28 protein-coding genes and 1 pseudogene are annotated in these 26506 nt (G+C 73.0%); 15 read left to right on the forward strand and 14 right to left on the reverse strand.

What is annotated here, in order from left to right; translation table 11 throughout:
- Window positions 1-13 precede the first annotated feature (13 nt).
- Complete coding sequence (locus tag ABZV00_RS25460; RefSeq protein WP_328424054.1) at window positions 14-478, reverse strand: PPOX class F420-dependent oxidoreductase; 465 nt, start codon at window positions 476-478, stop codon at window positions 14-16.
- A gap of 42 nt (window positions 479-520) precedes the next feature.
- Window positions 521-1159 carry a hypothetical protein gene (locus tag ABZV00_RS25465; RefSeq protein WP_328424052.1) on the reverse strand — a complete coding sequence of 213 codons (639 nt, stop codon included), beginning with the start codon at window positions 1157-1159 and terminating at the stop codon, window positions 521-523.
- 305 nt (window positions 1160-1464) lie between these two features.
- Here ABZV00_RS25465 and ABZV00_RS25470 point away from each other — a divergent pair, with 305 nt between their 5' ends.
- Window positions 1465-2253 carry a D-Ala-D-Ala carboxypeptidase family metallohydrolase gene (locus ABZV00_RS25470; RefSeq protein WP_355610248.1) on the forward strand — a complete coding sequence of 263 codons (789 nt, stop codon included), beginning with the start codon at window positions 1465-1467 and terminating at the stop codon, window positions 2251-2253.
- Between the two features lie 102 nt (window positions 2254-2355).
- Here ABZV00_RS25470 and ABZV00_RS25475 read toward each other — a convergent pair whose 3' ends face one another.
- From ABZV00_RS25475 to ABZV00_RS25490, 4 genes are all read right to left on the reverse strand, one after another.
- Window positions 2356-2823, reverse strand: a complete 468-nt coding sequence (locus ABZV00_RS25475; RefSeq protein WP_355610250.1) for a hypothetical protein — start codon at window positions 2821-2823, stop codon at window positions 2356-2358.
- Between the two features lie 88 nt (window positions 2824-2911).
- Window positions 2912-4336, reverse strand: coding sequence for a DUF234 domain-containing protein (locus ABZV00_RS25480; RefSeq protein ID WP_355610252.1), 1425 nt, complete (start codon window positions 4334-4336; stop codon window positions 2912-2914).
- 100 nt (window positions 4337-4436) lie between these two features.
- Window positions 4437-5156, reverse strand: coding sequence for a response regulator transcription factor (locus tag ABZV00_RS25485; protein ID WP_355610253.1), 720 nt, complete (start codon window positions 5154-5156; stop codon window positions 4437-4439).
- Window positions 5144-6397: a histidine kinase gene (locus ABZV00_RS25490; RefSeq protein WP_355610255.1), complete on the reverse strand. Its 1254-nt coding sequence runs from the start codon at window positions 6395-6397 to the stop codon at window positions 5144-5146. Before ABZV00_RS25490 ends, ABZV00_RS25485 begins: the two co-directional genes overlap by 13 nt.
- Window positions 6398-6529: 132 nt before the next feature.
- Here ABZV00_RS25490 and ABZV00_RS25495 point away from each other — a divergent pair, with 132 nt between their 5' ends.
- From ABZV00_RS25495 to ABZV00_RS25510, 4 genes are read left to right on the forward strand one after another with little or no spacing between them, the layout of a single operon-like run.
- On the forward strand, window positions 6530-7426 hold the full coding sequence (locus ABZV00_RS25495; RefSeq protein WP_355610257.1) for an ATP-binding cassette domain-containing protein: 897 nt from the start codon (window positions 6530-6532) through the stop codon (window positions 7424-7426).
- Window positions 7423-8220: an ABC transporter permease gene (locus ABZV00_RS25500; protein WP_355610259.1), complete on the forward strand. Its 798-nt coding sequence runs from the start codon at window positions 7423-7425 to the stop codon at window positions 8218-8220. The genes ABZV00_RS25495 and ABZV00_RS25500 overlap by 4 nt, the downstream gene beginning before the upstream one ends.
- A 2-nt stretch (window positions 8221-8222) precedes the next feature.
- Entirely contained in the window at window positions 8223-8972 is a 750-nt protein-coding gene (locus tag ABZV00_RS25505) for a hypothetical protein (RefSeq protein WP_355610261.1), read from the forward strand.
- A gap of 32 nt (window positions 8973-9004) precedes the next feature.
- On the forward strand, window positions 9005-9565 hold the full coding sequence (locus tag ABZV00_RS25510; RefSeq protein ID WP_355610263.1) for a heme-binding protein: 561 nt from the start codon (window positions 9005-9007) through the stop codon (window positions 9563-9565).
- Between the two features lies 1 nt (window position 9566).
- On the opposite strand, the gene ABZV00_RS25515 is transcribed toward ABZV00_RS25510, so the two are convergent.
- Genes ABZV00_RS25515 through ABZV00_RS25525 form a run of 3 tightly spaced genes read right to left on the reverse strand, consistent with a single transcriptional unit; the run spans window position 9567 to window position 13825 of the window.
- Window positions 9567-10547 carry a hypothetical protein gene (locus tag ABZV00_RS25515; protein WP_355610265.1) on the reverse strand — a complete coding sequence of 327 codons (981 nt, stop codon included), beginning with the start codon at window positions 10545-10547 and terminating at the stop codon, window positions 9567-9569.
- A 57-nt stretch (window positions 10548-10604) separates the two neighbouring features.
- On the reverse strand, window positions 10605-13046 hold the full coding sequence (locus ABZV00_RS25520) for an ABC transporter permease (RefSeq protein ID WP_355610267.1): 2442 nt from the start codon (window positions 13044-13046) through the stop codon (window positions 10605-10607).
- Complete coding sequence (locus tag ABZV00_RS25525; RefSeq protein WP_355610269.1) at window positions 13040-13825, reverse strand: ABC transporter ATP-binding protein; 786 nt, start codon at window positions 13823-13825, stop codon at window positions 13040-13042. The genes ABZV00_RS25520 and ABZV00_RS25525 overlap by 7 nt, the downstream gene beginning before the upstream one ends.
- A 169-nt stretch (window positions 13826-13994) precedes the next feature.
- On the opposite strand from ABZV00_RS25525, the gene ABZV00_RS25530 reads away from it, so the two are divergent.
- From ABZV00_RS25530 to ABZV00_RS25540, 3 genes are read left to right on the forward strand one after another with little or no spacing between them, the layout of a single operon-like run.
- A complete protein-coding gene (locus ABZV00_RS25530) occupies window positions 13995-15152 on the forward strand; it encodes a sensor histidine kinase (protein WP_355610271.1) in 1158 nt (385 codons plus the stop codon).
- Entirely contained in the window at window positions 15149-15832 is a 684-nt protein-coding gene (locus tag ABZV00_RS25535; RefSeq protein ID WP_355610273.1) for a response regulator transcription factor, read from the forward strand. The genes ABZV00_RS25530 and ABZV00_RS25535 overlap by 4 nt, the downstream gene beginning before the upstream one ends.
- Window positions 15833-15864: 32 nt before the next feature.
- On the forward strand, window positions 15865-16404 hold the full coding sequence (locus ABZV00_RS25540; RefSeq protein ID WP_355610275.1) for a DUF1697 domain-containing protein: 540 nt from the start codon (window positions 15865-15867) through the stop codon (window positions 16402-16404).
- A gap of 48 nt (window positions 16405-16452) precedes the next feature.
- On the opposite strand, the gene ABZV00_RS25545 is transcribed toward ABZV00_RS25540, so the two are convergent.
- Window positions 16453-17430, reverse strand: coding sequence for an MBL fold metallo-hydrolase (locus ABZV00_RS25545; protein WP_355610277.1), 978 nt, complete (start codon window positions 17428-17430; stop codon window positions 16453-16455).
- A gap of 154 nt (window positions 17431-17584) precedes the next feature.
- Entirely contained in the window at window positions 17585-18508 is a 924-nt protein-coding gene (locus ABZV00_RS25550) for a serine hydrolase (RefSeq protein WP_355610279.1), read from the reverse strand.
- Between the two features lie 51 nt (window positions 18509-18559).
- On the opposite strand from ABZV00_RS25550, the gene ABZV00_RS25555 reads away from it, so the two are divergent.
- Together ABZV00_RS25555 and ABZV00_RS25560 are read left to right on the forward strand one after the other, a co-directional pair.
- Window positions 18560-19516, forward strand: a complete 957-nt coding sequence (locus tag ABZV00_RS25555) for a LysR family transcriptional regulator (RefSeq protein WP_355610281.1) — start codon at window positions 18560-18562, stop codon at window positions 19514-19516.
- A 66-nt stretch (window positions 19517-19582) separates the two neighbouring features.
- Window positions 19583-19891, forward strand: a pseudogene (locus ABZV00_RS25560) (aldo/keto reductase); the annotation flags it as partial.
- 33 nt (window positions 19892-19924) lie between these two features.
- Here the strand turns inward: ABZV00_RS25560 and ABZV00_RS25565 are convergent.
- Complete coding sequence (locus tag ABZV00_RS25565) at window positions 19925-21100, reverse strand: transposase (protein ID WP_355610283.1); 1176 nt, start codon at window positions 21098-21100, stop codon at window positions 19925-19927.
- 23 nt (window positions 21101-21123) lie between these two features.
- Here ABZV00_RS25565 and tnpA point away from each other — a divergent pair, with 23 nt between their 5' ends.
- The 3 genes from tnpA to ABZV00_RS25580 all read left to right on the forward strand — a co-directional run bounded on the left by tnpA (window position 21124) and on the right by ABZV00_RS25580 (window position 22999).
- Window positions 21124-21555, forward strand: a complete 432-nt coding sequence (gene tnpA, locus ABZV00_RS25570; RefSeq protein ID WP_355610285.1) for an IS200/IS605 family transposase — start codon at window positions 21124-21126, stop codon at window positions 21553-21555.
- Window positions 21509-22225 carry an aldo/keto reductase gene (locus ABZV00_RS25575; RefSeq protein ID WP_355610287.1) on the forward strand — a complete coding sequence of 239 codons (717 nt, stop codon included), beginning with the start codon at window positions 21509-21511 and terminating at the stop codon, window positions 22223-22225. Before tnpA ends, ABZV00_RS25575 begins: the two co-directional genes overlap by 47 nt.
- 78 nt (window positions 22226-22303) lie before the next feature.
- On the forward strand, window positions 22304-22999 hold the full coding sequence (locus tag ABZV00_RS25580; RefSeq protein ID WP_355610289.1) for a hypothetical protein: 696 nt from the start codon (window positions 22304-22306) through the stop codon (window positions 22997-22999).
- Between the two features lie 67 nt (window positions 23000-23066).
- Here the strand turns inward: ABZV00_RS25580 and ABZV00_RS25585 are convergent, their stop codons facing one another.
- Window positions 23067-23597 (reverse strand): nuclear transport factor 2 family protein, encoded by a 531-nt coding sequence (locus ABZV00_RS25585; RefSeq protein WP_355610291.1) that lies wholly within the window; start codon window positions 23595-23597, stop codon window positions 23067-23069.
- 130 nt (window positions 23598-23727) lie between these two features.
- Here ABZV00_RS25585 and ABZV00_RS25590 point away from each other — a divergent pair, with 130 nt between their 5' ends.
- Window positions 23728-24762 (forward strand): winged helix-turn-helix domain-containing protein, encoded by a 1035-nt coding sequence (locus tag ABZV00_RS25590; RefSeq protein WP_355610297.1) that lies wholly within the window; start codon window positions 23728-23730, stop codon window positions 24760-24762.
- Here the strand turns inward: ABZV00_RS25590 and ABZV00_RS25595 are convergent.
- A complete protein-coding gene (locus ABZV00_RS25595) occupies window positions 24693-25535 on the reverse strand; it encodes a helix-turn-helix transcriptional regulator (RefSeq protein WP_355610293.1) in 843 nt (280 codons plus the stop codon). The genes ABZV00_RS25590 and ABZV00_RS25595 overlap by 70 nt on opposite strands.
- 103 nt (window positions 25536-25638) lie before the next feature.
- Between ABZV00_RS25595 and ABZV00_RS25600 the strand changes: the two genes are divergently transcribed.
- Window positions 25639-26394 (forward strand): SDR family oxidoreductase, encoded by a 756-nt coding sequence (locus ABZV00_RS25600; RefSeq protein ID WP_355610295.1) that lies wholly within the window; start codon window positions 25639-25641, stop codon window positions 26392-26394.
- Window positions 26395-26506: the final 112 nt, after the last annotated feature.

The raw sequence follows: 26506 nt of genomic DNA on the forward strand, positions 1-26506 counted from the left end.
CGGCCAGTCATGGTCAGCCGGCGAGCCGGGCCGGGAAGCCGCCGGTGGCGATCGGACCCCACGCGTCGATGGTGACCCGGATCAGCGACTTGCCCTGGCGCACCATCGCCGCCCGGTAGTCGTCCCAGTCCGGGTGCTCGCCGGAGATGCACCGGAAGTACTCGACCAGCGGCTCCAGTGCCTCGGGCAGGTCCAGCACCTCGGCAGTGCCGTCGAGCTGCACCCAGGGCCCGTTCCAGTCGTCGGAGAGCACGCAGGCCGAGACCCGGGGGTCGCGGCGGATGTTGGTCGCCTTGGCCCGCTCGGGGTAGGTGGAGACGACCAGCCGGCCCTGGCCGTCGATGCCGGCGGAGACCGGGGAGGACTGCGGGCGGCCGTCGGCCCGGGTGGTCATCAGTACGACGCGGTGTCGCGGCCGAAGGAAGTCGAGCAGGGTGTCCCGGTCGACCCGGGTGTTCTTCGCGATGCTGGGCGCCATCACTCGTTCCTACCAGGGCGGCGGCCGATCGGTGGCGGCGGGTCAGCTGGGCCGGGTGGCGGCGCGGTGCACCACCTGGGCGGGCACCCGGGGCCGGCCGGACGGGCGCCAGGCCCGGCCGTTGGCGTAGATCACGCGGAAACCGAGGTACGAGGCGAGCGGCGCCCAGTGCGCCGATCCCATTCGCAGCTCGGCGGCATTGTGTCGCTGGCCGTTGGCCAGCACGTCGAGCAGTACGGTTTCGAAGGCCGCCGATTCGACCCAGTCGACTTCCCGGGTAAAACCGCAGATCAGCGCGGCGCCGGTGACCTCCAGAAACTCGCGCAGTACCGCGTCCGAGGCGCGCAGCACCGAACAACTGCCGAAATAGAGTCGGCGCCCCTCGGCGCGGCCGGCCATCAGCTCGGCCACCTCGTTCAACTCCACCGATTGCCAGTCGGTGAGGCAGAGCCGGCTCGGCTCGCCGTGCATGGCGAAAAAGCCGACCCGGTGGTCGGCGTACTGCTTGAGCAGCCAGCGGTCCAGGAAATAGAACAGCTCGTCGCGGGTCGCCGCGTCCTTGTGGATGAAGCGGATCTTGCCCAGCCGTTCCAGCAGCTCGAGGGTGGGCAGCACGGAACCCCGCTCGTTGAGGTCGCGGTGCCACTGGCCCTCGACACAGAAGACGCCACCGCGTGCCACGTGCACCTCCGCCAGTCCGCCGCCCTGGGCTGACGTTACCGCCCGAGTACGACAGGGGAACATCACCCTCGCTGTGGCAAATCGCGACGTTCGGTGTGGTTAGCCCGTGTGCGGGGTGATCGGGGTGAATGGCTGTTTCGCAAATCAGCCGAATTCCCAGCCAAGACCCTGGTAACGCGAATCGTGAGGACATTTCTCGTTAATTGCCGCCAACGGCACTGATCAGTGCGAGGGTGGAAATCACGGGACGTCCCGGTCGATGTCCCGGAGCCCACCCCATTCGCTCTCCTATCGGGAGGACTTCTGTGCGCGTAAACACCTTGAAGCGGGCTGCCGTCGCATTCGCCCTGGCGCTACCCGGGGCAGCGATCGCCGCGGTGATCGCCGCGCCGGCGGCGCACGCGGACGGCTGCTACACCTGGAACCGCACCCTGAACCAGGGACGCTCCGGCGACGATGTCCGCCAGTTGCAGATCCGGGTCGCCGGCTGGGCCGGCAACCGGGACATCGTGGAGCTCGACGGCCGCTACGGACCGAAGACCGCCGCCGCGATCAAGCGGTTCCAGCAGGCGTACGGGCTGCGCGCCGACGGGATCGCCGGCCCGCAGACCTACGCCAAGCTGTACCAGCTCCAGGACAACGACTGCACGCCCGCGCATTTCACCTACAGCGAACTGGACGACGGGTGCGGTCGGGGCGGGTACAGCGGCGGCCCGCTGTCGGAGGCCCAGACCCGACAGAACGCGCTGCACACCATGTGGAAGCTGGAGGCGCTGCGCAAGAGCCTTGGCGACAAGCCGCTCAACGTGACGAGCGGGTTCCGCAGCCGGGCCTGCAACAACCAGGTCGGCGGCGCGTCGGACAGCCAGCACCTGTACGGCAACGCGGCCGACGTCACCTCGCGGACGTCGTCGCTGTGCGAGGTGGCCCGTGGTGCCCGCAACAACGGCTTCAGCGGGATCTACGGGCCGGGCTACCCCGACCACGACGACCACGTGCACGTCGACTCGCGGCGACAGAACAACAGCGACCGCAGCTCGAACACGACGAGCTGGTCCGCACCGGACTGCGGAATCGGGGCGGGCAACGACTGACCCGTACGGACAGCACGACGTCGGCCCGGCGTGGGTGGGGAAACACCCGCGTCGGGCCGACGTCCTGTCGCCCCGGGCCGGGCGGCGGAGGGGTAGTGCCGCTCAGCTCGCCCGGGGCCAGCGCGGCGCGGTGACGGGGGGAGTCACCGGCCGGCCGGGAGCGGTGGGCCGTACCCCGGGTGGGACGACCCGCGCGGCCTGGTGCCGCGCCGGCAGCCCGCCGGTACGCGGCGCCTGGGCCGGGTAGCCAGCGGGACGCGCGGGCGCCGGCCCGTTCGCGGTGAACGGGAAGGGCACGTGCACGAACGGGTTGCCGTGCCGGATCAACGCTTCGATCTGGCGTTCGTTGAGCCCGTGCGTCTCCAGCACCCGTCGCCCCCAGCGGTGCAGGCGACACGGGTAGGAGGCGCCGTCGTTGCGGCACAGCGGCCCGGTCGGCCACTCCTCGGCGGTGTGCACCACCACCGCCCGGACCGCGAGCCGGACATCCTCGGGGGTCAGCGGCGCCGGCATGGGCACCTCACCCAGTACCTGATCGATGGGATCCGTCGACTGCTCACCAACTCGCACGGCAGGCCTCCCGCAGTTCGGCAGCGGTACGGCGGACCCACCGCACCGACATCCTCGGGCAGTGGTACGGCCGGCATCGGACAAAGGTTCAATTCCGGTACCCGGTAAGGAGATCGTCCGGGGACAACACGCGCACCCCGTCGACGGCCGCGCCGCTGCGCGACACGGCCAGGGCCGGCACAGTCTCGTCGGCCCCGGGCAGCAGGGACCGGTGCAGGAGTAGTCGGCCCAGGTCATGTGCGTCGAACGGCCGCTTCTCCTGCCACTTGATCGAGCCGACGAAGCAGATGCGACTGGCGACCGGCCCACGATCGGTGCCGACCACATCGATCTCAGGGTCGTTGGTCCTGGTCCAATAGCCACCGATCACCGCCGCCTCCGCCGGCAGATAGTCGTTCGGCAGCCGGCGCAGCGCCTCCCGGACAACAGGTTCGATCACCCGCCCCCGCCAGGACGCCCACGACGTGACGATCCTGTTCAGGGTCAGGTCGCCCCGGCCTCGCTCGATCTCCGAAAGATGAGGCCCCAGGAACGACAGCCAGAAACGCAGGTACGGATCGGCCACCGTGTACCGGGTCTCCCGGGACGGCTTCGTCGACAGCGGAACGCTGACCTCCACCGTGCGCTTCTCGGTCAGCAGGCGCAGGGCCCGCGTCAGTGACGCCTGCGGAAGATCCCCCGCCGCGCGGGAGATCAGCGAGAAGGTTCGCTCGCCGGAGCCGATGGCCCGCAGCACCAGACCCGCCTGGGACTGGGGCGGGAACTCGGCCGCCAGCGCCCGCTCGCCGCTGACCAGCAGGGCAGAGGTGGGATCTCGTACCGCCTCGGCCAGATACTCGTTTACCGATGCGCCCGTCGGCCACTCATCGAGGATCAACGGCAGACCGCCCGACACCAGGTAGGCGTCGAACGCGTCGGCGGCGGGCAGGTTGAGCATCTCGCGGACGTCGGCCGGACTCAACGGCGGGATGACCATCTCGGTGGCCCGCTGGTGGAATGGCCGGCCATAGTCGTTCAACGCCTCCATCATCGCGAGATCCGACCCGACACAGACCAGCAGGACCGGCCGCCGGGACAGCTCACGATCGAAGACCTTCTGCAACGTCCCCTCGAAACCCGGGTCGCTCGCGATGAGGTACGGCATCTCGTCCAGGACGACGACACTCGGCCGATCGGTCGGCAGCGCGGCAGCGAGCAGGGTGAGCGCAGCGTCCCAGGTCCGTGGTTGCTGCTCACGCAGCATCTGGGCACCCGGCAGCGTCGAGGCGGCCGCCGCCTCCACGAAGAGCGCGAGATCGGCGGCGACAGTCGGTTGCGCCGAGGCGGTGAAGAAGAGGTACGGCACCTCTGCCCGTTCGACGAACTCCTCCACCAGTCGGGACTTGCCGACACGTCGGCGACCGCGCATGAGGAGGGCACGACCGGGCCGACCAGCCCGACCACCGCGTTCAACCCGGGACAGCATGCCGTTCAGCAGCGACAGCTCATAATCCCGTCCCACGAAGCCGTCCACGCGATCACCCCTGATACATCCACCGATGGAACACTCAACAATGAGTGTAACCTCATCCGTGTCAATAGGGTTCGATCGCTCGGATCGGCGCAGCCTTCGCTCAGACCAGGCCGGCGTCGTGCACCAGCAGGGCCACCTGGACCCGGTTGTTGAGGTCGAGGCGGGTCAGCAGCCGGGAGACGTACGCCTTCACCGTCGCCACGCTCATGAACAGCTCCCCCGCGATCTCCGCGTTGGTGCGGCCCCGGCCCAGCGCGACGGCCACCTGCCGCTCCCGCTCGCTGAGCCCGGTGAGCAACCGCAGTGCCCGCTCCCGGCGCGGGTCGGGGCCGGCCGGGCCCGGGGCGGCGGCGGTCACATGGGCGATCAGCGTCCGGGTCACCGTCGGGGAGAGCGTCGCCTCGCCGGCCGCCACCCGGCGTACCGCGTGCACGATCTCCGCCGGCGGGGTGTCCTTGAGCAGGAAGCCGGCCGCCCCGGCGCGCAGCGCCCGCAGCACCTGCTCGTCGGCGTCGAAGGTGGTCAGCACCAGCACCTCCGGCGGTTGCGGCTGGGCGCGCAGCGCCTCGGTGGCGGTCAGCCCGTCCACCCGGGGCATCCGGATGTCCATCAGCACCACGTCCGGGGCGTACGCGGCCACCGCCGCCGGCACCTCGCCGCCGTCGGCCGCCTCGCCGACCACGATCAGGTCCGGCAGGCCGCCGAGGATCATCGAGAGCCCGGCCCGGACCAGCGCGTCGTCGTCCACGATCAACACCCGCACCGGCGAGGTGCCGGTAGCTGACCCGGCCTGGCCGGGCGGCCCGGTCACGCCGGCCACGGCAGCCAGGCCGCCAGCCGGAAGTCGCCCGCGTCGTCCCGCCCGTACGCCAGCCGGCCGCCGGCCAGCGTGACCCGCTCGGTGATGCCGACCAGGCCGGTGCCAGCGCCCGGCACCTCTCCCCCGGCCGGGGCGCCCACCGGCCACCGGTTGCCGATCGCCACGGTCAGGCCGGTGCCCGGCCCGCCAGCCAGGTCCACGGTGACCGCCGCGCCGGCCGCGTGCTTGCGGGCGTTGGTCAGCCCCTCCTGCACGATCCGGTACGCGGCCCGGCCCAGCGCCGCCGGCACGTCCCCCGGCGCGACGACGCTGTCACTGACGTTGACCCGCACACCGGCCGTGCGCGACTCGTCGATCAGCGCCGGCAGGTCGCCGAGGGTGGGCTGCGGAGGCTCCGGGGCGTCGCCGTCGCCCTCCGCCCGCAGCACCCCGATGACCTCCCGCAGGTCCTGCAGGGCGGCGTGCGCGCTGCCCCGGATCACCCCGGCCGCCCGGGCCACCTCGTCGGGCGGCGCGTCCGGGCGGAACTCCAGAGCGCCGGCGTGCAGGCTGAGCAGCGAGATCCGGTGAGCCAGCACGTCGTGCATCTCCCGGGCGATCCGGGTGCGTTCGAGATGGCGGGCCTGGGCCACCCGGAGCTGCTGCTCGGCCTCGGCCCGCTCGGCCCGGTCCCGCAGCGACACGATCAACTGCCGCCGGGCCCGCACGAACATCCCCCAGGACAGCACGACGAAACTGAGCACCACGCCCCACGACGCGGTGGCCCAGTACGGCATGTTCGGGTCCGGGCGCAGCAAACTGAAGACCATGTTGGTGACCAGTCCGGCGCCGGTCACCGCCACCGCGACGGCAGTCCGCCGGTGCACCACCACGGTGAAGTAGAGGATCAACAGCGGGATGGCCGCGGCCATCGAGAACAGCGTCAGCGGTGTGGTGGCCACCACCAGCCCGAGCGGCCACCGCCGACGCAGCCAGAGCAGCCCGCAGCAGGTCAGCCCGAGCAGCGCGTCCACGCCGGCCATCCAGTCGTGCGGGAGCGCGGTCGTCATCGCCGGGTCGGGCGACAGGGCGTCCGCCGTGGCGAAGAGCACCCAGACCAGGGAGAGCAGGAACGCCAGGGTGTCCACCGCCCAGTCCCGGGTGGTGCGGCGCGGTCGCCGGGTGGCCGCGTCCGGGCTGGCCGCGCCGGCCAGCGCCCCGGGCAGCAGCCAGGGGTGTTCCGGCACGGCGAGGCTGGTCACGAGGCCATGCTAGGCAGCCGACCGGCACCACGACCAGCTACCAAAGTCGAGACCGGTCGGTCGACCAAGGTCGGTGCGGCGCCGACCGGTGGCCGCAGCGGATGGCCGGGCGGCGCGGGCAGGCTCGACGACATGATCACCGTCGAGAACCTGACCAAGCGATACGGGCCGCACCCGGCCGTGGACGACGTGTCGTTCCAGTGCGAGCCGGGCACGGTCACCGGCTTCCTCGGCCCGAACGGCGCCGGCAAGTCCACCACCATGCGGATGATCTGCGGGCTCACCGCACCGACGGCCGGCCGAGCCACCGTCTCCGGTCGGCCGTACCGGGAGCTGCCCAACCCGGGGCGGGAGGTCGGGGTGCTGCTGGACGCCTCCGCCCAGCACGCCGGTCGCACCGGCCGCGAGGCGTTGACGCTGTCCGCGTACACCATGGGGTTGGACCGGCGCGAGGTCGCCGCGAAGCTCGACCTGGTCGGGTTGAACACGGTGGCCGCCAAGCGGCGGGTGAAGGCGTACTCGCTGGGCATGCGCCAGCGGCTCGGGCTGGCGCACGCGCTGCTCGGTGACCCCCGGGTGCTCATCCTCGACGAGCCGGCGAACGGCCTGGACCCGGAGGGGATCTTCTGGATGCGCGGCCTGCTGCGCGACTTCGCCGACCGGGGCGGCACCGTGCTGCTCTCCTCCCACCTGCTGCGCGAGGTGGAGGCGATCGCGGACCGGCTGGTGGTTATCGGGGGCGGCCGGATCGTGGCCCAGGGCAACAAGAACGAGCTGCTCGCCGGCGGCGGCACGCTGGTCCGGGCCCGCGACGGCGCAGCACTGCGCCGGGCGCTGGACACGGCCGGCCTCACCGCCGCAGACGGCTCCGACGGGCTGCTCGTGCAGGCCGACGCCGAGGTGGTCGGCCAGGCCGCCGCGGACGCCGGTGTCGCGCTGGCCGAGCTGCGCCCCGCCACCGGCGGTGGCCTGGAACAGCTCTTCCTCACCCTGACCGCCGGCGAATCCACCAAGGAGGCCGTCCGATGACCACCACCACCGCGCCCACCGCCGACGCCGTCGCGCCCCGGCAGCACAATCCGGTACACCGCCCGTCGCTGCTCCGGCTCACCGCCGTGGAGCTGCGCAAGCTCGCCGACACCCGAGCCGGCCGCTGGCTGCTGATCACCATAGGCCTGGTCGCCGCCGCGATCGTCACCCTCCAGCTGATCTACGCCAAGGACACCGAACAGACCTTCGTCAACTTCTTCACGCCCTCGCTGCTGCCGATCGGGGTGCTGCTGCCGGTGCTCGGCATCCTGTCGATCACCAGCGAGTGGTCCCAGCGCACCGCCCTCACCACGTACGCCCTGGTACCCCGCCGGGAGCGGGTGGTGGCCGCGAAGCTGATCGCGGTGGTGCTGGCCGCACTCGCCTCGGTGCTGGCCAGCCTGGCCATCGCCGCCGCCGGGACGCTGGTGGCGTCGGCCACCGGCGGCGCGGGCAGCTGGCGGATCGACGGGGCGCTGATCCTGAACGCGGTGATCCTCCAGGTCACCGGCGTACTGATGGGTGCCGCCTTCGGTCTGCTGCTGCTCAACCCGCCGCTGGCCATCGTCGGCTACCTGCTGCTGCCCACCCTCTGGGGAGTGCTCGGCGAGGTGGTCCGGCCCCTGCGCGGCCCGGCCAGTTGGCTGGACACCAGCCGGACCATGGAACCGTTGTTCAGCAGCGACACCATCACCGGCGAACAGTGGGGGCGGATGGCGGTGTCCCTGCTGGTCTGGATGGTCCTTCCGCTGGCCGCCGGCCTGGTCCGGACGCTCCGCCGGGAGGTGTCCTGACCATGGATGTCGCCGGCAACCGTCCGCGCACCGTGGTCAGCGGCGGCCCACTGGAGCTGGTGGTCATGTGGGGCGGCTTCCCGCTGCTCGGTGCCGCCGCCGGCGGCCTGCTCGCGCTGGCGGCGGGCTGGGTCGCCGGGCTGCCCTGGGCACCCGTGCAGTGGCTCTTCGGGCTGCTGGACCGGCTGCCCGACGCACAGGCCATCGCCGGCACGGCCGCGGTGGGTGCGCTGGCCGGCCTGGTCGTCGCCGGGAACGGCACCGCCGAACGACTCGTCGTCACCGTCGACGCGGCGCAGGTCCGGCTGCGCCGCGCCGGCAAGGACCGGACCGTCGGGCGGGCCGAGACCCGGGTGGTCTTCGTCGACGACGGGCGCCTGGTGCTGCTCGACTCCGACGGCGCCGAACTGGCCCGGGAGTCGACGGACCTGCCGGCCGACCGGCTGACGGCGGCGTTCCGGACGCACGGATGGGGGTGGGCGGACGGCGATCCGCACCGGTCGGCGTACCGGCTGTGGGTGCCCGAACTGCCCGGTCTGCCCACCGGAGCGGACGCCCTGCTGCAGGCACGCGACCGAGCGGTCCGGAAGGATCGCCGCGACGACGCCCGAGAACTGCGCCGGGAGTTGGGCCGGCTCGGGGTGGTCCTGCGCGACGAGGAGAAGCGACAGTACTGGCGGCTGAACGGACGCGCCGTCACGCCCGGGCAGCAGGAGACGACTTCTGCCGAGCGCGGGCCGGAAGGGCGGTAGCGTCTCTCCCAGGAGATCACTGGGAGCGCGCGATGACCGAGCGGCAGCCGTACCGGGTGGTGGCCCGACACCCCGGCTTCGAGCTGCGCCGGTACCCGGCCCACCTGGTGGCCGAGATGCAGGTCGAGGCGTCGTTCACCCGGGCACCGCTGGAGGCGTTCCGGCCGCTGGCCGCGTACCTCGGCGGCGCCAACCGGGCGCGGCACCCGGCCGGGCTGACGACACCGGTGCCGGAGGCCACCGGCACGGAGAAGATCCCGATGACCGTGCCGGTGGTCCAGGAGGAGGGCGAGCGGCCGGGCGCGTACCTGGTTCAGTTCGTCATGCCGGCCAACTCCACCGCCGCCACCCTGCCCGAGCCGGTGGACCCCCGAGTGCGGATCCGCGAGATCCCGGCGCAGCTCGCGGCGGCGATGCGTTTCTCCGGGCGGTGGACGGAGCAGGCGTTCGGGCAGCGGGCCACCGCGCTCGGCCGGGCGGTCACCGCGGCCCGGCTGCAACCCACCGGCGCCATCCGGTACGCCCGCTTCGACTCGCCGTGGAAGCCGTGGTTCCTGCGCCGCAACGAGGTCGTGCTGCCGGTGGTGGAGTGAGTCAGCGACGGTCGACCAGGGTCGGTAGGGCAAGCAGCAGCGCCATCCCGAGCCCGGAGAGCAGCCCGGCCAGCGAGAGCAGCACGTCGGAGTCGGCGGCGTTGATCGGGCTGTTGCCCGCCAGCGCCGTGAACGTCGCGCCGATCGGCAGCAGCACCATCATGGCGATGGCCGCGACCACCAGCATCGGCACCGGGCCCACCAGCGCGGCGAGGCCAGCCAGCGCGTGACGTCGCCAGGCCGGTCGACCGCCCGGCCAGTCCCAGGCCAGCAGCGTGACGCCGGTGAGCAGCACCGCCCCGAGTGCGAGCTCCACCAGGAGCCGCGGGCCGGGCGGGACGGCACGGATCAGCCCGACACCGAACGCCGCCGCGACGCCGAGAGCCGCCGCCAGCCAGAACCGGGCGCGAGCCGGAGCCGGAGCCGCAGCCAGGGCGGCGCCGATGGTCAGGGCGACCAGCAGCGCCGCCGTGGCCACCGCCGCCTGGTTCAGCTCCGGCTCGCGGTCAGTCGGCGACTCCATGCCGGCGGCCACCAGCGTCAGCACCCCGGCCACGCAGGATGCGGCGATCAACGCCGGCCGGTCCGGACCGGCCGGCGGCGCGCCTCGCTCCCGCCACAGCAGGACCGCCGCCAGCGCGCCGACGACCGCGCAACCACCGGCGGCGATCAGTACGGTCGCCCCGTCGCCGCTCGGGTCAGCCCGGTCGATCGCCACGTCGGCGGCGACCCAGAGACCACCGAGCAGCACCGCCGGGCCGCTCCAGCGCAGGCGCCCCCGGCCAGCCAGCACCAGCCCGAGTGCCACCGCGACGATCGCCGCGAACCGCAGATCCCGCGCCCAGTAGGCGTTGTTACCCGGCAACCGCTCCGACCACGGGCCGAACGGTTCGGTCAGCGGTTGCAGCACCGTCATGCCGATCGCCCGGAGCACGACGGCGGCGGCGGACAGGAGCAGCCCGACCGGGCGCGCGGATCGCATCCGTGGACGGTAGCGGCCCGACCGCCCCCTCGGAAGGCGGCCGGGCCGGAACGCGGGTCATCCGGCGATGACGCCAACCGGCGATCGGGCGGGACGGTGGCGCAGCAGCCGCCACGTCGGCAGCACGCTCGCCACCACCGCGAGCAGCAGGCAGAACCCCACCACCCCGCCGATCACCGGCCACGGCACGACCAGGCCGACCGGGGCGCCGACCTGTTCGGCGAGGCCGGCGCGGATGCTCAGCAGGCCGGCGAACGCGACAGCCCCGCCGAGCACCGCGCCGATCAGCACCACCAGGGCGGATTCGGCGGTGACCAGCCAGAGGACCTGCCGCCGGGTCGCCCCGGCCAACCGGATCAGCCGCAGATCCGCGGCCCGGCCGGCGGCGGCCAGCAGCACCGTGTTGGCCACCGCGATTGCCCCATAGCCGGCCGACACCCCGATCAGCAGCAGCGTGAACAGCCAGACGAGGCGGTCCTCGGCGCGGTCCGCCTCCGCCGCCCAGCCGGGGACGTCGACGATCCGCGCCCCGACCGGAGGATCGATCCGGTCCCGGACGTACACCGCGGAGGTCAGCGCCGACGGGTCGTGCGCCCGCACCACGGCCCGGGGCAGGAGCAGGTCGCCGGGGATCGAGTCGTCGGTGACCACGGCGACGACGCTCAGCGACACCCGTTCCCCGTCGGCGAAGACCACCGGGTAGGGCTCCGGCGGCAGCCCGACCGCCGGCGCCGCCGAGGCGGTGAGCACCACCGTGTCGTCGCCGCGCAGGTCATCGAGCGAGCCGGCGACGACGGTGAGCACCCGGTTCGCCGCGGCGAAGCCCGCCGGGTCCACGCCGAGCGCGTTCAGTGGCAGGTCCCCGACCCCTGCGCCGGGGTCGGTGCTGAAGACCGTGGTGGGCAGGAGGGCGGTGCCGCCCGTCGAGGCGACGGCCCGGTCCGACAGGCCGGGTGCGCGGTCGGGCACGACGACCCAGCCGGCGTTCACGTTGTCCGCCCGGCCCGCCGTGTACGCGGCGGTCGTGGTGAGCACCATCCCGGACACCAGCACCGCGAAGGCGACCGTGAGCAGCACCGGCGCGGCGGTCGACGCGGTCCGTCTGGTCGCGGTCAGCGCCCCGGCCCGGACGAGCAGCCCGATCGCGCCGCCGCGCCGACGCACCGGAGAACGCAGCAGCCGCACCGTCGGCCCGACGACCGCTGGGGCGAGCACGGTGGCGCCGGTGACCAGGGCCATCACCGCGTACAGGGCGTACGTGGCACCGTCGTGGGCGTCGTCGGAGGTGGCGGTCGCGAGGCTGAGGGCAGCCCCGGCCGCGAGGAGAAGCGCGCCGGCGGCGACGCGCAGCCGACCGATCGGTCGCTGCTCCACCGCCGCCTCGCGCAACGCCTCCAACGGGCGAACCCGCGCCGCTCGCCGGGACGCCGACCAGACGGCCAGCAGCGCGATCACTGGGCCGGCGGTGAGCGAGACCGCGACCGGCCAGTGTTCGTACCGGACCCGGAAGGTCGCTGGCTCGAAGCCGACATCGACCAGCAGTCGTCCCAACGCCGGGGCGAGCGCCGCGCCGACCAGCAGGCCGACGAGCCCGGCCGAGGCACCGACTGCGAGCGCCTCGGCGTACACCATGCGGCGGACCTGGCGCGGGGTGGCGCCGACGGCGCGCAGCAGGCCCAGTTCGCGGCGGCGCTGCGCGACGGTGAACGCGAAGGTGGAGGCGGCCACGAAGACCGTGACGAAGCCGGCGAGGGCCGCCGTGGCGGTGAGCACCTGCATCCCGATCCAGCGGGTCCGGGCGTCGCCGCGTGGCTCCAGCGCGCCGCGCCGGTCGCCGGTGAGCACCCGTCCGTCGCCGCCGACGACACCGCGAGCCGCCACGGCGAGTTGCTCGGGATCGACGTCCGGCGCGAGCACCAGCCCAATGGCCCGGACCCCGGGTGCGAGCGCGGCGGCCACCTCGTCCGCGACGTGGACGCCGGGCGCGTCGACCAGACCGGTGACGGTGTACGCCTCCGGACCCGCCGCGGTCAGCAGGGTGACCGCCGCGCCGGAGCGAAGCCCGAGCGCGCGGTCGACGACCACCTCGCCGGGCCTCCGAGGCGGCTCGCCGGCCGTGAGGCGCAGTCCACCCAGCCGGGCGCTGGACCAGCCGTGCCCCTGGTGGGCGTCCTCCCGCTGGCCGTCGGTCGCCGGGGGGCGGCCGTCGACGAGCGGCTGGGCGTAGAAGGTCCGGTCCGGCACCGCCGCCGCGACGCCAGGCAGGCCGGCCAGTCTGCCGACGAGTTCCGCCGCCCTGGTGGCGGACCAGGGCCGGGTCGGCGCGAACGAGTCGGCCGCCGTACCCGCCTCGGGGCTCTGCACGACGACCGCCGCCTGCGCCAGCCGGTCCGGCACCTGTGGTCGCCCGGAGGCGAGCAGCAGGGTGGCCGCCGTGACCAGCGCGACCCCAATCGCGACGGCCACGAACGCGCCGGCCGACCGCCGGACGCTCAGCACGACAGCTCCACGGCCGGGTCCGCCGCCCGTCGGGACGTGCCCACCGGATCCGTCTCCCGCTCGGCGATCCGTGCGGCGACGACCGCGGCGGTGATCCCACCGGTCAGTTCGTCGGCGAGGCGGCCGTCGGCGAGCAGGAGAACCCGGTCGGCGTACGCGGCGGCGCTGGGGTCGTGGGTCACCATCACGACCGTCTGCCCATGCTCGTTGACGAGCGCCCGCAGCAGCCGGAGGACCTGCCGGGACGCGGCGCTGTCCAGCGCGCCGGTCGGTTCGTCGGCGAAGACCACCGCCGGACGGGTGATCAACGCCCGAGCCACGGCGACGCGTTGCTGCTCGCCGCCGGAGAGCTCGCTCGGCCGGTGCCCGGCCCGATCGGCCAGTCCCACCGCGTCCAGCGCGGCGGCGACGTCCCGGGCCGGCGGGCGGCGACCGGCCAGGCGCAACGGCAACTCGACGTTCTGCGCCGCGGTCAGCGTGGACAGTAGATTGAACGCCTGGAACACGAAGCCGATCCGGTCGCGCCGCAGTCGGGTCAGCTCGTCCTCGCTCAGGTCGTTCAGGCGGGTGCCGTCGATCGTGACGGTCCCCTCGGCCGGGTGGTCCAGCCCCGCCGCGCAGTGCAGGAGGGTGGACTTCCCCGAGCCGGAGGGGCCCATCACCGCCGTGAACGTGCCGCTGGCGAAGCTGGTCGTCACGCCGTCGAGCGCCGTCACCCGCCGAGTCCCGGTGCCGTACACCGCGCGCAGCCCCGTCAGGGTCACCGTGTCTGTGGTCATGACCGTCACGGTGCCCGTCCCACCTGGTGCCGCGCGTCGGACCGGGGCCGGCACTTTCCGGCCCTCCCGGAGGTGGAGCCGGGGCCTGTGACGAGGCCGGGCGTCGTCCCCGAGGATGACGTCCTGCGGGTGGACGCGCGGGCCACGGCCGGCCGATACCGTCTGACGGGTGACCGCTCTCCTGCTGACCCGGCGGCTGCGGCCGGTGGATCTGTACACCGTGGACGCCGTGCTGGCCGTGGTGGTCGGCGGGATGCTCTGCGCGTACGCGGCGCTGGAGTCACCCCTGCACGGGGGCGTACGCGAACCGGCCTGGGTGTCCGTGCTGGTCGGGCTGACCATCGGGCTGCCGCTGGCCGTGCGCCGACGGTGGCCGGTCGCGGTGGCCGTCACGATCAGCTGCGCCGCCGCCGTCGCGCTGATCACCGGGCTCATCCCCAACTTCGCCGCCGCCGCGCCGGCGGTCGCCATCGGGCTGTCCTTCTACACGGTGGCCGTGTCGATGCCCCCGCGCCGGTCGGTGGTCTGCGCCGCCGGCTGTCTCACCGTGATCAGCCTCGGCTTGGCGACGACCGCGGGCGACCTCTGGTCCGGGGGCGGCGCGGTCGGTTACGGCATCGTCATGATCGCGCCCGCCTGGCTGATCGGGTGGTTGATTCGGGAGCGACGCGCCCTCGCCGCCCGGCAGGGTGAGCACCTGATCCGTCAGGCCGCTACCGAGGAGCGGCTGCGGGTGGCCCGGGAGCTGCACGACGTGGTGGCGCACACGATGAGCCTCATCGTGGTGAAGGCGGCCGTCGCCAACCACGTCGCCGAGGCCGACCCGCGCGAGGCGGGGGCCGCGTTGCGGGTGATCGAAGAGACCGGCCGCAACGCGCTGACCGACATCCGCAGGGTGCTCGGCGTACTGCGCGAGGGCACGCCGTACGCGCCGACGCCCGGGCTGGACGAGCTGCCGGGGCTGGCCGAGCAGGCGGCGATCGGCGGCGTCGACGTCCGGCTCGACGTCCGGCGCGAGGAACCGGACGGCGCGGTGCCGGAGTCGGTGGGCCTCGCGGTGTACCGGATCGTGCAGGAGGCGGTGACCAACGTCGTGAAGCACGCCGCGCCGGCGGCCTGTCGGGCGACGGTGACCGTGACACCCGGCGAGGTGCGGGTGGAGGTGACCGACGACGGCCGGCGCCCGGTCCTGCCCGCCGGGGACGGGCACGGGCTGACCGGCATGCGGGAGCGGGTGGCGTTGCACGGCGGGGACTTCCGCGCCGGGCCGCGCGCCGGCGGGGGTTTCGCGGTGACGGCGCGCCTGCCCTACCGGGTGGCCGCGTGATCCGGGTGCTGATCGCCGACGACCAGGCGCTGCTGCGCGGCAGTTTCCGGTTGCTGGTCGACCTGACCCCGGACTGCACCACCGTCGGCGAGGCGGGCACCGGCGTGGAGGCCATCGCGCTGGCCGGCCGGCACCGGCCGGACGTGGTGCTGATGGACGTGCGGATGCCGGAGATGGACGGCATCGAGGCGACCCGGCGGATCTGCGCCGATCCGGCGACGGCGGGCACCCGGGTGCTCATCCTGACCACGTTCGACCTGGACGAGTACGTCTACGGTGCGCTGCGCGCCGGGGCCAGTGGCTTCCTGCTCAAGGACACCCCGCCGGCGGAGCTGCTGGCCGGCATCCGGGTGGTCGCCGCCGGCGAGGGGTTGCTCGCACCGACGGTGACCCGCCGGCTGATCGACGAGTTCGCCCGGCGGCCGGAGCCGGCCCGGCCGCTGCCGCGACGGCTGGACGGGGTGACCGAGCGGGAACGGGAGGTGCTCGCGTTGGTCGCCCGGGGCCTGTCCAACGCGGAGCTGGCCGCGCACCTCAGCCTCAGCCTGGCCACCGTGAAGACGCACGTCGGGCGGCTCCTGACCAAGCTGGCGGTACGCGACCGGGCGCAGCTCGTCATCGTCGCGTACGAGACGGGCCTGGTCGGTCCGGGCGGGCCGGGGCCGGTCGACCTACGCTGAGCGGGTCCGCCCAGGATCCGAGGAGGAGCCCCATGACCCGCTACGTCGCCCTGCTGCGCGGGGTCAACGTCGGCACCACCCGGCTCGCGATGGCGGATTTGCGCCGGCTGGTCACCGACCTCGGGCACGACGATGTCAAGACGTACCTGCAGAGCGGCAACGTGGTGTTCGGCAGCAGCGTGCGCGACGCCGAGCGGCTGGCCGGTGGGATCGAGCGGGCGCTCGCCGACGAGCTGGGGCTGACCGTGCCGGTGCTGGTGCGCAGCGCCCGGGAGCTGGCGGCGGTGGCCGGCGGCAACCCGTACGCCGAGCGGGAGGACGACCCGACGAGGCTGCTGGTGGCCTTCCTGCGCAGCGGGCCGACGAAGTCGGCGGTGGGCGGGCTGACCGTCCCCGGCAGCGAGAACGTGGCGTTCACGGTCAGCGGTCGGGAGGTTTTCCTGCACTACCCCGACGGTGGCTACGGGCGGTCGAAGTTCACCAACGCGTACCTGGAGAAGAAGCTCGCCGTGGTGGGCACCACGCGGAACTGGAAGTCGGTGCGCGCCCTCGCGGACCTGGCCGCTGGCTGACCCGGCGGGGGTCGCGACGGCCACGCCGCGACCGCCCCCCGGGGTCGGTCAGAAGTGGTACGCGGTCTCGTACTCGGGTACCAGCACCCGGCTGCGCGGCGAGATCCGACGCACCGCGGCGATCATGTCGTCCAACCGCTGGCGGTCGGCCGGGGCGACGACCGGCGGGTTCTGCAACCCGGTCTCGAAGTTGTCCCAGTGCACCGGCACCACGACCTTCGGGTAGTCCAGACCGGCCAGCAGCCGGGGCAGGTAGTCGCCCGTGGTGGTGGCGTTCTGCAGTGCCACCATGGCCACGTCCGGCGCCAGGCCGGTGAGGTTGCGCTCCGCGACGTCGCTGGCCCCGGTGAAGTAGACCGACGGGCCGCCGTCGACCCGCAGCAGGTAGCCCAGCGTGTCCCCCTCCGGCAGGTCGGCGATGGTCGCCGGCCGCGCCGGCTGGCTCACCCGCACCCCCGGAAAGGCCAGCGAGTACGAGGGGTTACGGCTGTGCAGCGAGCCGACCACTTCGACGGTGTGATCGCCGAAGTCCAGCACCTCCCCGCCCTTCACCGGGCTGAGCTGCGTCGACGGCACCCCGTAGGCCAACCCCAGGTGGTACGCGGTCAGCGTGCCGAACACCCGCGCGCCGGTGCGGCCGGCGATGTACGGCACGTCCATGAAGTGGTCCCAGTGGGTGTGCGTGACCAGCACCGTCGTGGCCCGGTCGACCCGCGGGTCGATCACGTCGGTGCGCACGGTCAACGCGGTGGCCGGCTTGAAAGCGCCGGTGAACAGCCCGGTGTCGATCCGGCTGAGGAACGGGTCGACCAGCACCGTCCGGTCCCTGATGTCGATGCGCCAGCCGGCCGTACCCCACCAGCGGAAGCTGACCGCGCCGCTGCGGCGGCTGGTCGGCGCGGGGTCGGCGACCGGCGGCGCGGCCTGGGCCGGGGCAGCGGAGGTGGCGGCGAGGCCGCCGGCGGAGACGAGGGCGGTGGTGGCGGCGGCGTCGCGGAGGAAGCGACGGCGGTCGAGACTGGGCATGAAGGATCTACTCCCCGTGGTCGGGCGGTTGGTCGCCACGAGCCAATCAGCGCCACTCGACCCAGGTCCAAGATCCAACACCACCCGCACCGATACGCACCCGCATATCGGGCCGGCTCAGGGACGGTGTGGCGAGGCTCGGACGAGCGAGAAATCAATCGCCGCGCAGCGCCTCGACGGCTGTCCGAGCGGCGTGCCCCATCGCCAGGTCCACGTCGATCCGGCGCGGGGTCAGCCGGTCGGCACGGGCGAAGACGGCGATGGCGTACCGGCCGCCGTCCGGATACTCGGCGACGCCGGCCTCCAGGTGCAGGCCGGGCAGGGTGCCGGTCTTGCCGGACACCCGCACGCCGGGCGGGAACCCGGCGGCCAGCCGGGTCCAGAAGATCTGCCGGGCCATCCAGGTGCGGACCATCGCGCAGGCCTCTGGCGGCCCGGCCTCGTCGCGCCAGATCAGGGTGAGCAGCCGGGTGATCTCCCGGGCGGTGCTGGACGTGGTGCGCGCCGGGTCGAAGACCCGCATGGCCCAGACCCGGTCGTCCGGCAGGGTGGGGAAGATCCGGGCGAACTCCGCCTCGGTCCGCGCGCCCACGTCGGCGAGCATCCCCTCGACCATGTCCCGGGGGCCGCCGAGGACGCGGGTGCGGGTCAGCCCCAGCTCGGCGGCGAGCATCGGCAGCAGGTCCGGGCCGACCCGGCGCAGCAGCAGGTCGGCGGCGGTGTTGTCGGTGACCGACATGGCGAAGTACGCCAGGTCACGCAGTGACACCTCGGCGTCGTCGGCGCAGCCGGCCAGCCCCCACCCGCCGAGCCGGTCGGCGGCGGTGACCAGGACCCGTTCGGTCGGGTCCAGTTGACCGGCGACGACCTGCCGGGCGAACTCCAGCACCAGCAGGATCTTGAAGATCGAGGCGATCACCACCTGCTCGTCGGCGCGCACCCCGACCTCTGCACGGCTGCCGGCCGCACCGCTGGTGTACCCGGCGGTCAGGTCCACGGCGTCCAGGTCGACGGCGTGCAGGCTGGCGGTCACGCCCGCACTGGCGAAGATGACCTCGATGCGCTCCCCCACGTTCACCCCGGAACGGTATCCAGCAGCACGATGCCGGCGCTGGCGTAGGGTCCGGCCGTGGACCTGCTCCGGCATTTGCGGCACTTCGTGGTGGTAGCCCACGAGCTGCACTTCGGGCGGGCCGCGGAGCAACTCGGGATGGCCCAGCCGCCACTGAGCCAGTCGATCCAGCGACTGGAACGGGAGCTGACCGTCGAGCTGTTCGACCGGTCCCGCCGCCAGGTGCGGCTCACCACCGCCGGTGAGCTGCTGCTCGGCGAGGCCGAGGAGCTGCTCGCCGGTGAGGGTCGGCTGCGCAACCTGATGGGGCAGGTCCGCGCAGGTGAGCTGGGTGTCCTGCGGGCCGGGGTGCCACCGGAGACGCCCGCCGTGACGCTGCGCGCGCTGCTGGACGAACTCACCGCCCGGGCACCGGGGCTGGACGTGGAGCTGCACGAGCTGACCACCGGCGAGCAGGTGCGGATGCTCACCGAACGGAACCTGGACGTGGGGCTGGTGCATCACCCGGTGGCGGCGGACGGGCTGCGCTTCGGCACCCCGGTCGACGTACCGCTGGGGGTGCTGTTGCCGCGTACCTCGCCGCTGGCCCGCGACCGGGAGGTGCCGCTCGCCGCGCTGGCCGGCCTCGACCTGGTGGCCGCGCCCCGGGCCACCGCACCCGGCTGGCACGACCACCTGCTGGCGGTGTGCCGACGGCACGGCTACCGGCCGGCCCGGGTCCGGCCGGCGCGCAACCCGGAGTTCCTCTTCGGGCTGGTGCTGGCCGGTGGCGCGGTGGCCGTGGAGCCAGCGACGGTGGCCCGTCGGGAGCCCCGGATCGCCTGGCGGCCGATCGCCGGCGCACCGCTGCCGAAACGCACCTCGGCGGCCTGGCCGGACCGCTCGGCGCACCCGGCGGCGCCGATGTTCGGGCAGCTCGCCGCCGAGGTGCTGGCTGGCGAGCCCACGCCGCCCGGCCCACCGTCGGTGCCGGCGGCGCGACCCTGGCCGGTGCTGTTCGACACGACCGGGTGAGCGGCCAGCACCCGGCGCTGCGCTCGTCACCACGGGAGGGACGGTGAATCGACCTCCCGCTCGGGTATGGATGACAAGGTGGCGGACGTGGACGCGACTCCGCGCCCTGGATGCCTCCGACGAAGACGTGAAGGAGCCGCAGTGGCCAGCACGATTCCTGACATCAGCCTGAACGACGGCACCACCATTCCGCAGCTCGGCTTCGGGGTGTTCCAGATCGAGCCGAAGGACACCGTCGCCGCCGTGGCCACGGCGCTGGAGGTGGGCTACCGGCACATCGACACCGCCGAGATGTACGGCAACGAGGCCGAGGTGGGCGAGGCCGTGCGCAGGTCCGGCCTCGACCGGGGCGCGGTCTACATCACCAGCAAGGTCAACTACCCGCCCATGAATGGGCGGGCTTGCAGATCAACCCCGCTGCTGGGTGCAACGAGGTGCCGCGTGTGGGCGATTGACTGCTCCCCAGCCGTCCACACCGCGCTGGGCGATGTTGACGGCCGCATTCCGATCGGCGTGGGCAACGACCCCGCACGACCGGCAGATGAAGGTGGCCTGGTCGGGCCGGTTCCGCTTGTCCCGGTGACCACACTGCGCACACGTCTGCGAGGTGTACGCCGGGTCGACCTGGACAAGAGCGACACCGGCCCGGCGAGCCTTGTAGGTCAGGAAAGAGCCGAGCTGGGCGAACGCCCACGAATGCACCGCGGCCCGTTGGGGCTTGCGCAGCCGTACCCTCTGCCGGATCCCCGTCAACTGCTCGACGGCGACCCCGCGCGAGGTGCGTGCGGCCTCGGCCACGATGCTTTTCGAGATCACATGGTTGGTGTCGGTGGCATGCCGCGCTTCCTTGCGCTTGCGCCGGGCCAGCAGGCGCCGCGCGGACTTGGTGCCCTTGGCTTGCAGACGGGCGCGCAGTCGCAGCTGCCGCCGCCGGTAGCGGCTCAGCTTCTCCCCGGCGTATACCCGCCCGTCGGAGTCGGTGGCGATGTTCACCACGCCGAGATCCACGCCAAGGAACCCCTGCGGGTCGACCGGATCAGCCTCGGCAACCTCGACAGTGGCGCACAGAAACCACGTGCCGTCGCGGTGCACGAGGTCGGATTCCCCGACCGGCAACTCGGCCACGGCCTTGAGCTGCTCGGGCGAACCAGTGTAGGCGACACCCTTGCACCGTCCGTCGATCGTCCAGATCGACACGGTGCGCGAGTCGGACTGCCACGACAGCATCCTGGCGTCGTACGGCTGCGCGGCGTCCCACCGGAATCGGACCGGCGTCGCCTCGACCCGCCGCCGGCGCTGCGACCCTGGCTTGCCGTAGTTACCGGCCGTGATGTTGGCGTGCAGCGTGGTGTAGGCGTCGGCGACCTTCTTGATGACGTGCTGCGCGGCCTGCGCCCCGAGCCGGTAGTCGGTCCTGATGCCGTGGTATGCGTGCCGGCGCAGGTCGTAGTTGCGGTAGCAGTCGATGTCGCGGGCCATCCGCGCCACATCGGACGCCGCCTCGTTGCAGGCGCGCAGAGTCGCCGTCAGCGCGGACGCCTGCTCCGACGTCGGCAGCAGCTTCACCTGCACGACCAGCTTCACCAGCCCATCGTATCATTTGGTCCATGTCACCTCGATGGACTCCCGACCCAGACGTGCGCAGGGGTCGCAGCGTCGTCCACAATCTTCACGCGCACTTGGTCTTCACCACCAAGTACCGACGCGGCGCCCTCACCGATCCGATCCTCACCCGCTGCCAGCAGGTCATGGCCCAGGTGTGCGAAGACTTCGGCGCGCAGCTGCGCGAGTTCAACGGCGAAGACGACCACGTCCACCTGCTCGTGCACTACCCGCCAGCCGTGGCTCTGTCGAAGTTGGTCAACTCGCTCAAGGGTGTCTCGGCCCGGTATCTGCGGCAGGAGTTCTCGTCTCACCTCAGTCGGTATCTGTGGGGCGGTCACCTGTGGTCGCCGTCGTACTTCGCCGGCTCGTGCGGCGGTGCCCCACTAAGTGTGGTCGAGGAGTACGTCGAGAACCAGAAGCGTCCAGGTCCGTGACGGCATTCCTCCCGGCCGTAAACGGCCGGGGTTCCCGCCTTATTCACTGCTGAACAACGGCTTCCACCGCCCGGACGACGCCCGCAGGGCGTTCGACTCGACGTTGGCGGCGCTGAAGATGGACTACATCGACCTGTTCCTGATCCACTGGCCGCCGCCGACGCTGTACGACGGCGACTTCGTCTCCACCTGGAAGGTGCTGGAGGAGTTCCAGCACGACGGCCGGGCCCGCTCGATCGGCGTGTCGAACTTCCAGGTGCCGCACCTGCAGCGGCTGGCCGCCGAGGCGGACGTGGTGCCGGCGGTGAACCAGATCGAGGCGCACCCGTACTTCGGCAACGAGGAGGTTCGCGCCTACGGCCGCAAGCACAACATCCTCACCGAGGCGTGGTCGCCGATCGCGCAGGGCATGGTGCTGGGCGACCCGACGGTGGTCGACATCGCCGAGCAGCTCGGCCGGACCCCGGCGCAGGTGGTGCTGCGCTGGCACGTGCAGCGCGGCGACATCATCTTCCCGAAGTCGGTCACCCCGAAGCGGATCGAGGAGAACATCCGGATCTTCGACTTCGAGCTGGACGACGCGGCGATGGAGCGGATCGCCACGCTGGACAAGGGCGAAACCGGCCGGCAGGGCGCGCACCCGGACACGTTCGCCTACCTGCCGGCGTAACACGTCGGCCGGCGACGGCGCACACAGAAAGGGGGCCCGGCCGGGCCCCCTTTCCGCGTGAAAGGACCGCGCCCGGCGATGTCGCTCCGCCGTACCATCCTGGCCCTGCTGTCGTTGCTCCTGCTCGTGGCGGCTGCCTGCTCCCCGAGCCAGGCCGCCGAGGCCCCCCGCTGGTCCGCGCCGGCGGTGTCGGCGTCACCGACCCCGCCGAAGCCGCGCCCGGCGCCGACCTCCACCGCCGAGGTAGGCAGCCGCGTGACGGGGGCGATGCTGGACCTGAATGCGGAGTTCCACCCGGAGACGGCGCAGTACACCGACGAGAACACCGACGCGTGGAAGCTGATCTCGTTGTGTAAGGCCAGCCTGCCGTCGGACCGTCAGCGCACCGCCTACCGCGAGCGGAGCTGGGACGGCGAGACCGTGTGGGTCCGGCAGTACGTGGTTGGCTACCTGAAGGTCCCCGGCCGCAAGCTCGCCGACGAGCTGCGGTCCGTCCTCGCGACGTGCAAGCAGTACGAGGTGCCCAACGACGGGCGTACCTCGACGATCGTGCGGCCCTCGCCCCCGCCGGTCCCGAACGGCCCGGACGTGATCACCTTCTGCGAGCGGCTGAAGGGCAAGGCGACCCGGCACCAGTGCACGCTCATCCTGGTACGCGGCAACTTCGTCATGGAGGTGGACGCCTCGGCGAGCGACGGCGACCTGGCGGCCGGCACCGCCCTGATCGCGAAGATCGCCCCGCTCGCGACGGCCGCCCTGGAGAAGATCGCCTGAACGCCGCCGTGGGGCGGGCGCCGATGCTGCCGCGCCCGCCCCTCCCCCCGGTTGGCGACCCCCCTGGTCAGATCCGGCCGACGGAATCCTGGTTCTGCAGCACCAGCCATCGGCCGTGCTGGTAGGTGTAGCTCACTCCGATCAGCAGCGGCACCCGGGTGCCGCTGGCCGGCACCGCGTAGACGGAGTCGAACAGCACGAAGCCGGTGCGGCAGCCCGCCACGGTCTGCTTCGCGACGCTGAACGACTGGGTCCAGGAGTCGTCGGCGAAGAACCCGCGCAGCCAGTCGACGGTGGCCCGCTTGCCGTCGAGCACTTCCCCGTCGGAGGCGAAGACGGAGGTGACGTCGGGGTGCAGCAGCGCGGCGAAGCCGTCCAGGTCGCGCCGGGCGGTGGTGTCCACGTACGCCCGGACGGCCCGGTCGAAGGAGCGCTCGCAGCCCCGGGCGGCCGCGTCGCCGGTATTGGTGTCGCGAGGTCCGGGGGTGGCGGCCGACACCGCGGCGGGAGCCGCGGCCAGCAGGCCGGCGGTGATTCCGACCAGGGCGATCGTGCGGCCGAGCCGGCCGGCGGGACGGGCGGAGGCAGGTGGGAGCATCGGGTTCTCCTCAGGACGAGTGGCTCTGCCGTCGCAGCCAACCCGGCCCGCCGCGCCGCCGGGTAATGATTCGAACCAGCTCGAATGCGGACCGCGCATCGACGCCACCGCTTGTACGATCCGCGCTGTGATGGTCGCGCATCTGGACGGCCCGAGCCTCGCCCGGCTCCGGTTGGCGATCTCGCCGGCCTCGGAGGTGACGTCCTGGATGCGGGCCGCGCTCTCCCGGTTCGGGCATCCCGTGCACGGCGATCCCGGGCCGGCCGCCCGCGCCGCACTGCGGCACCCCGACGTGGCCCTGGTCGCGGCGCTGGTAACGCCACCCGGCCGGCTCGGCTACACGCCCGACCTACTCACGCCGAAGCCGCCCCTGGGCCCGCTCGACGCGGTCTTCGACCGACAGTTGGCGGCCATGGCGGCGACCCCGGACGACGAGGTGACAATCCAGGTGAACGCCCGATACCCGGCGGACGGGATGCCGGCGCGGGTCCGCGCGGCGGTCGAGGACGGCACCCTCGCCCGGCGGGTCACCGACGGGCTGCGGCACTTCTGGCTTGCCGCGCTCGCCGAGCAGTGGCCGGCGGTGCGGGCCATGCTGGAGGCCGAACTGGCCGTCCGAGCCACCGCGATGGCGACCGCCGGGGTGGGCAGCATGCTGAACAATCTGCACCCGAAGGTCGGCTGGACCGGCAGGTCGCTGACCATCGACAGCTCGTACCGGATCACCACCGCGCTGACCGGCGCGGAGCTGGTGCTCGCGCCGTCGGCGCTGGCCTGGCCGCAGGTGTCCACCCAGCTGTGCGACGAGGGCAACGCGGTGCTGGTCTACCCGCTCGGCGTGGGGCGGGCGGAGCAGCGCCGGGCGGGCCGGCTCGATGACCTGGTCGGCGCGAGCCGAGCGGCGATCCTGGCGGACCTGGACGTGCCCCGCTCCACCGGGCAGCTCAGCGAGCGGCACCGGCTGGCCCCGGCCACCGTCTCCTACCACCTGGGGGTGCTGCTGCGCTCCGGCCTGGTGGTGCGCAGCCGCGAGCGGCACAGCGTGTTCTACCGGCGATCCGCCCACGGGGACGGGCTGGTCGGCTGCCGGTCGGGTCAGGAAGCGACGCTCTCGGCGAGCCGGCGGAACACCGCCTGGGTGGGCGAGCCGGGCTCGGGGACGTAGACGATCATCCGCTGGTCGGTCTCCTGCACGTGCAGTACCCGGCACTCGAACTCCAACGGACCCAGCTCGGGGTGCGGCACCCGCTTGACGACGGGCCGGCGTTCGGCCACGTCATGCTCGGCCCAGAGCTGGGCGAACCGGGGCGAGGTGCCGAGCAGCTCGGTGACCAACTGCTGGACCGCCCGGTCGCCGGGGTAGCGGCCGTAGGCGGCGCGCAGGTCGGCGACCGAGGCGCGGACGAACCGCACCAGGTCGGGGTCGGTCCAGTACCTGTCCTCGGCGGGCCGGCGGAACATCCAGCGGATCATGTTGCGGTCCGTGGTGGGCACGGTCGCCAGATCCCCCACGAAGTACGTGGCCAGCCGGTTCCAGGCCAGCACGTGGTACGCCGCGTCGACCAGGTACGCCGGGGTCTCGGTCATCGCGTCGAGCAGGTGCCGCAGCCCGGGGGTCACCTCCCGGCTCGGCCCGGCCGTCAGTGGCGGGCTCTCCCCCGCCACCCGGAACAGGTACTCGCGCTCGTCCCGGCTGAGCAGCAGCGCCCGGGCCAGCGCGGACAGCACCTGCCGGGACGGGTGCGGGCCACGGCCCTGCTCGATGCGGATGTAGTAGTCGACCGACATGCCGGCGAGCTGGGCGACCTCCTGCCGGCGCAGGCCGGGCGTGCGACGCCGGACCCCGTCGGGGAGGCCGACCTCGGCGGGACGCAGTCGGGCACGGCGGCTGCGCAGGAACGCCGCCAGTTCGTCACGTCGCAGGCAGTTGCGGTCCATGTCCCCAAGCTTGCCTCAGCCACCGGCGGTGAGGGTGGTACCCCTGGTCCCAGCCTCAGCCGGTCTCTGCCGCCGGCCGGACCCGGCGGGCAGTGTCGAGGGCATGACAACGAACATGATCGCCCTGATCACCGGGGCCAACAAGGGCATCGGCCTGGCCACCGCCCGACAGCTCGGCAGCCTCGGGATGACCGTGCTGGTGGGCGCACGGGACGCCGAGCGGGGTCGGGCAGCGGAGCGGGAGCTACGCGACGGCGGCGCGGACGCCCGGTTCGTGCCCGTGGACGTCACCGACGCCGAATCGGTGGCGGCCGCGGCGAAGCTGGTCGAGACGGAGTACGGCCGGCTGGACGTGCTGGTCAACAACGCCGGCATCGTGCTCGGCGACGGGCAGCGGGCGCTGCCCAGCGACACCACCGTGGCGACGCTGCGTCGGGTGTACGAGACGAACGTCTTCGGGGTGGTGGCGATGACCAACGCGCTGCTGCCGCTGCTGCGCCGGGCACCGGCGGCCCGGATCGTCAACGTCTCCAGCGAGGTGGGCTCCATCACGGTGATGACCGACCCGGCGGGCGCGCTTTACGGCTTGACCTCGGTGCCGTACCCGTCGTCGAAGGCGGCGCTGAACATGATCACCGCGATGTACGCCAAGGAGCTGCGGGACACCCCGATCAAGGTGAACGCGGCGAACCCGGGTTACTGCGCCACCGACCTCAACGGCAACAGCGGCTTCCGGGCGCCGGAGCAGGGCGCCGAGGTCAGCGTGCACCTGGCGACGCTGCCGGCGGACGGGCCGAGCGGGCTGCTGTGGGGCTTCCAGATGGACGCCGGCGGCGGGTACGGGGAACTGCCCTGGTGAGGGGTTGTTGGCAGTTCCCGATTCTGTGATCAGGCATGCGAATATGTGAGTGTTAGTGTCGGTCTCGTGAAGCTTGCTGAGTGGGCGCGCCGCAACGGGGTGCACCCACAGA

The organism is Micromonospora sp. NPDC005173 (assembly GCF_040608515.1).
Lineage (GTDB): Bacteria > Actinomycetota > Actinomycetes > Mycobacteriales > Micromonosporaceae > Micromonospora.

Bases quoted from the DNA above. Each gene is read 5' to 3' on its own strand.
- ABZV00_RS25460 (WP_328424054.1), bottom strand. From the start codon at position 478: ATGGCGCCCAGCATCGCGAAGAACACCCGGGTCGACCGGGACACCCTG.
- ABZV00_RS25495 (WP_355610257.1), top strand. From the start codon at position 6,530: ATGATCACCGTCGAGAACCTGACCAAGCGATACGGGCCGCACCCGGCC.
- ABZV00_RS25500 (WP_355610259.1), top strand. From the start codon at position 7,423: ATGACCACCACCACCGCGCCCACCGCCGACGCCGTCGCGCCCCGGCAG.
- ABZV00_RS25505 (WP_355610261.1), top strand. From the start codon at position 8,223: ATGGATGTCGCCGGCAACCGTCCGCGCACCGTGGTCAGCGGCGGCCCA.
- ABZV00_RS25510 (WP_355610263.1), top strand. From the start codon at position 9,005: ATGACCGAGCGGCAGCCGTACCGGGTGGTGGCCCGACACCCCGGCTTC.
- ABZV00_RS25515 (WP_355610265.1), bottom strand. From the start codon at position 10,547: ATGCGATCCGCGCGCCCGGTCGGGCTGCTCCTGTCCGCCGCCGCCGTC.
- ABZV00_RS25525 (WP_355610269.1), bottom strand. From the start codon at position 13,825: ATGACCACAGACACGGTGACCCTGACGGGGCTGCGCGCGGTGTACGGC.
- ABZV00_RS25540 (WP_355610275.1), top strand. From the start codon at position 15,865: ATGACCCGCTACGTCGCCCTGCTGCGCGGGGTCAACGTCGGCACCACC.
- ABZV00_RS25545 (WP_355610277.1), bottom strand. From the start codon at position 17,430: ATGCCCAGTCTCGACCGCCGTCGCTTCCTCCGCGACGCCGCCGCCACC.
- tnpA (WP_355610285.1), top strand. From the start codon at position 21,124: ATGTCACCTCGATGGACTCCCGACCCAGACGTGCGCAGGGGTCGCAGC.
- ABZV00_RS25580 (WP_355610289.1), top strand. From the start codon at position 22,304: ATGTCGCTCCGCCGTACCATCCTGGCCCTGCTGTCGTTGCTCCTGCTC.
- ABZV00_RS25585 (WP_355610291.1), bottom strand. From the start codon at position 23,597: ATGCTCCCACCTGCCTCCGCCCGTCCCGCCGGCCGGCTCGGCCGCACG.
- ABZV00_RS25590 (WP_355610297.1), top strand. From the start codon at position 23,728: ATGGTCGCGCATCTGGACGGCCCGAGCCTCGCCCGGCTCCGGTTGGCG.
- ABZV00_RS25595 (WP_355610293.1), bottom strand. From the start codon at position 25,535: ATGGACCGCAACTGCCTGCGACGTGACGAACTGGCGGCGTTCCTGCGC.
- ABZV00_RS25600 (WP_355610295.1), top strand. From the start codon at position 25,639: ATGACAACGAACATGATCGCCCTGATCACCGGGGCCAACAAGGGCATC.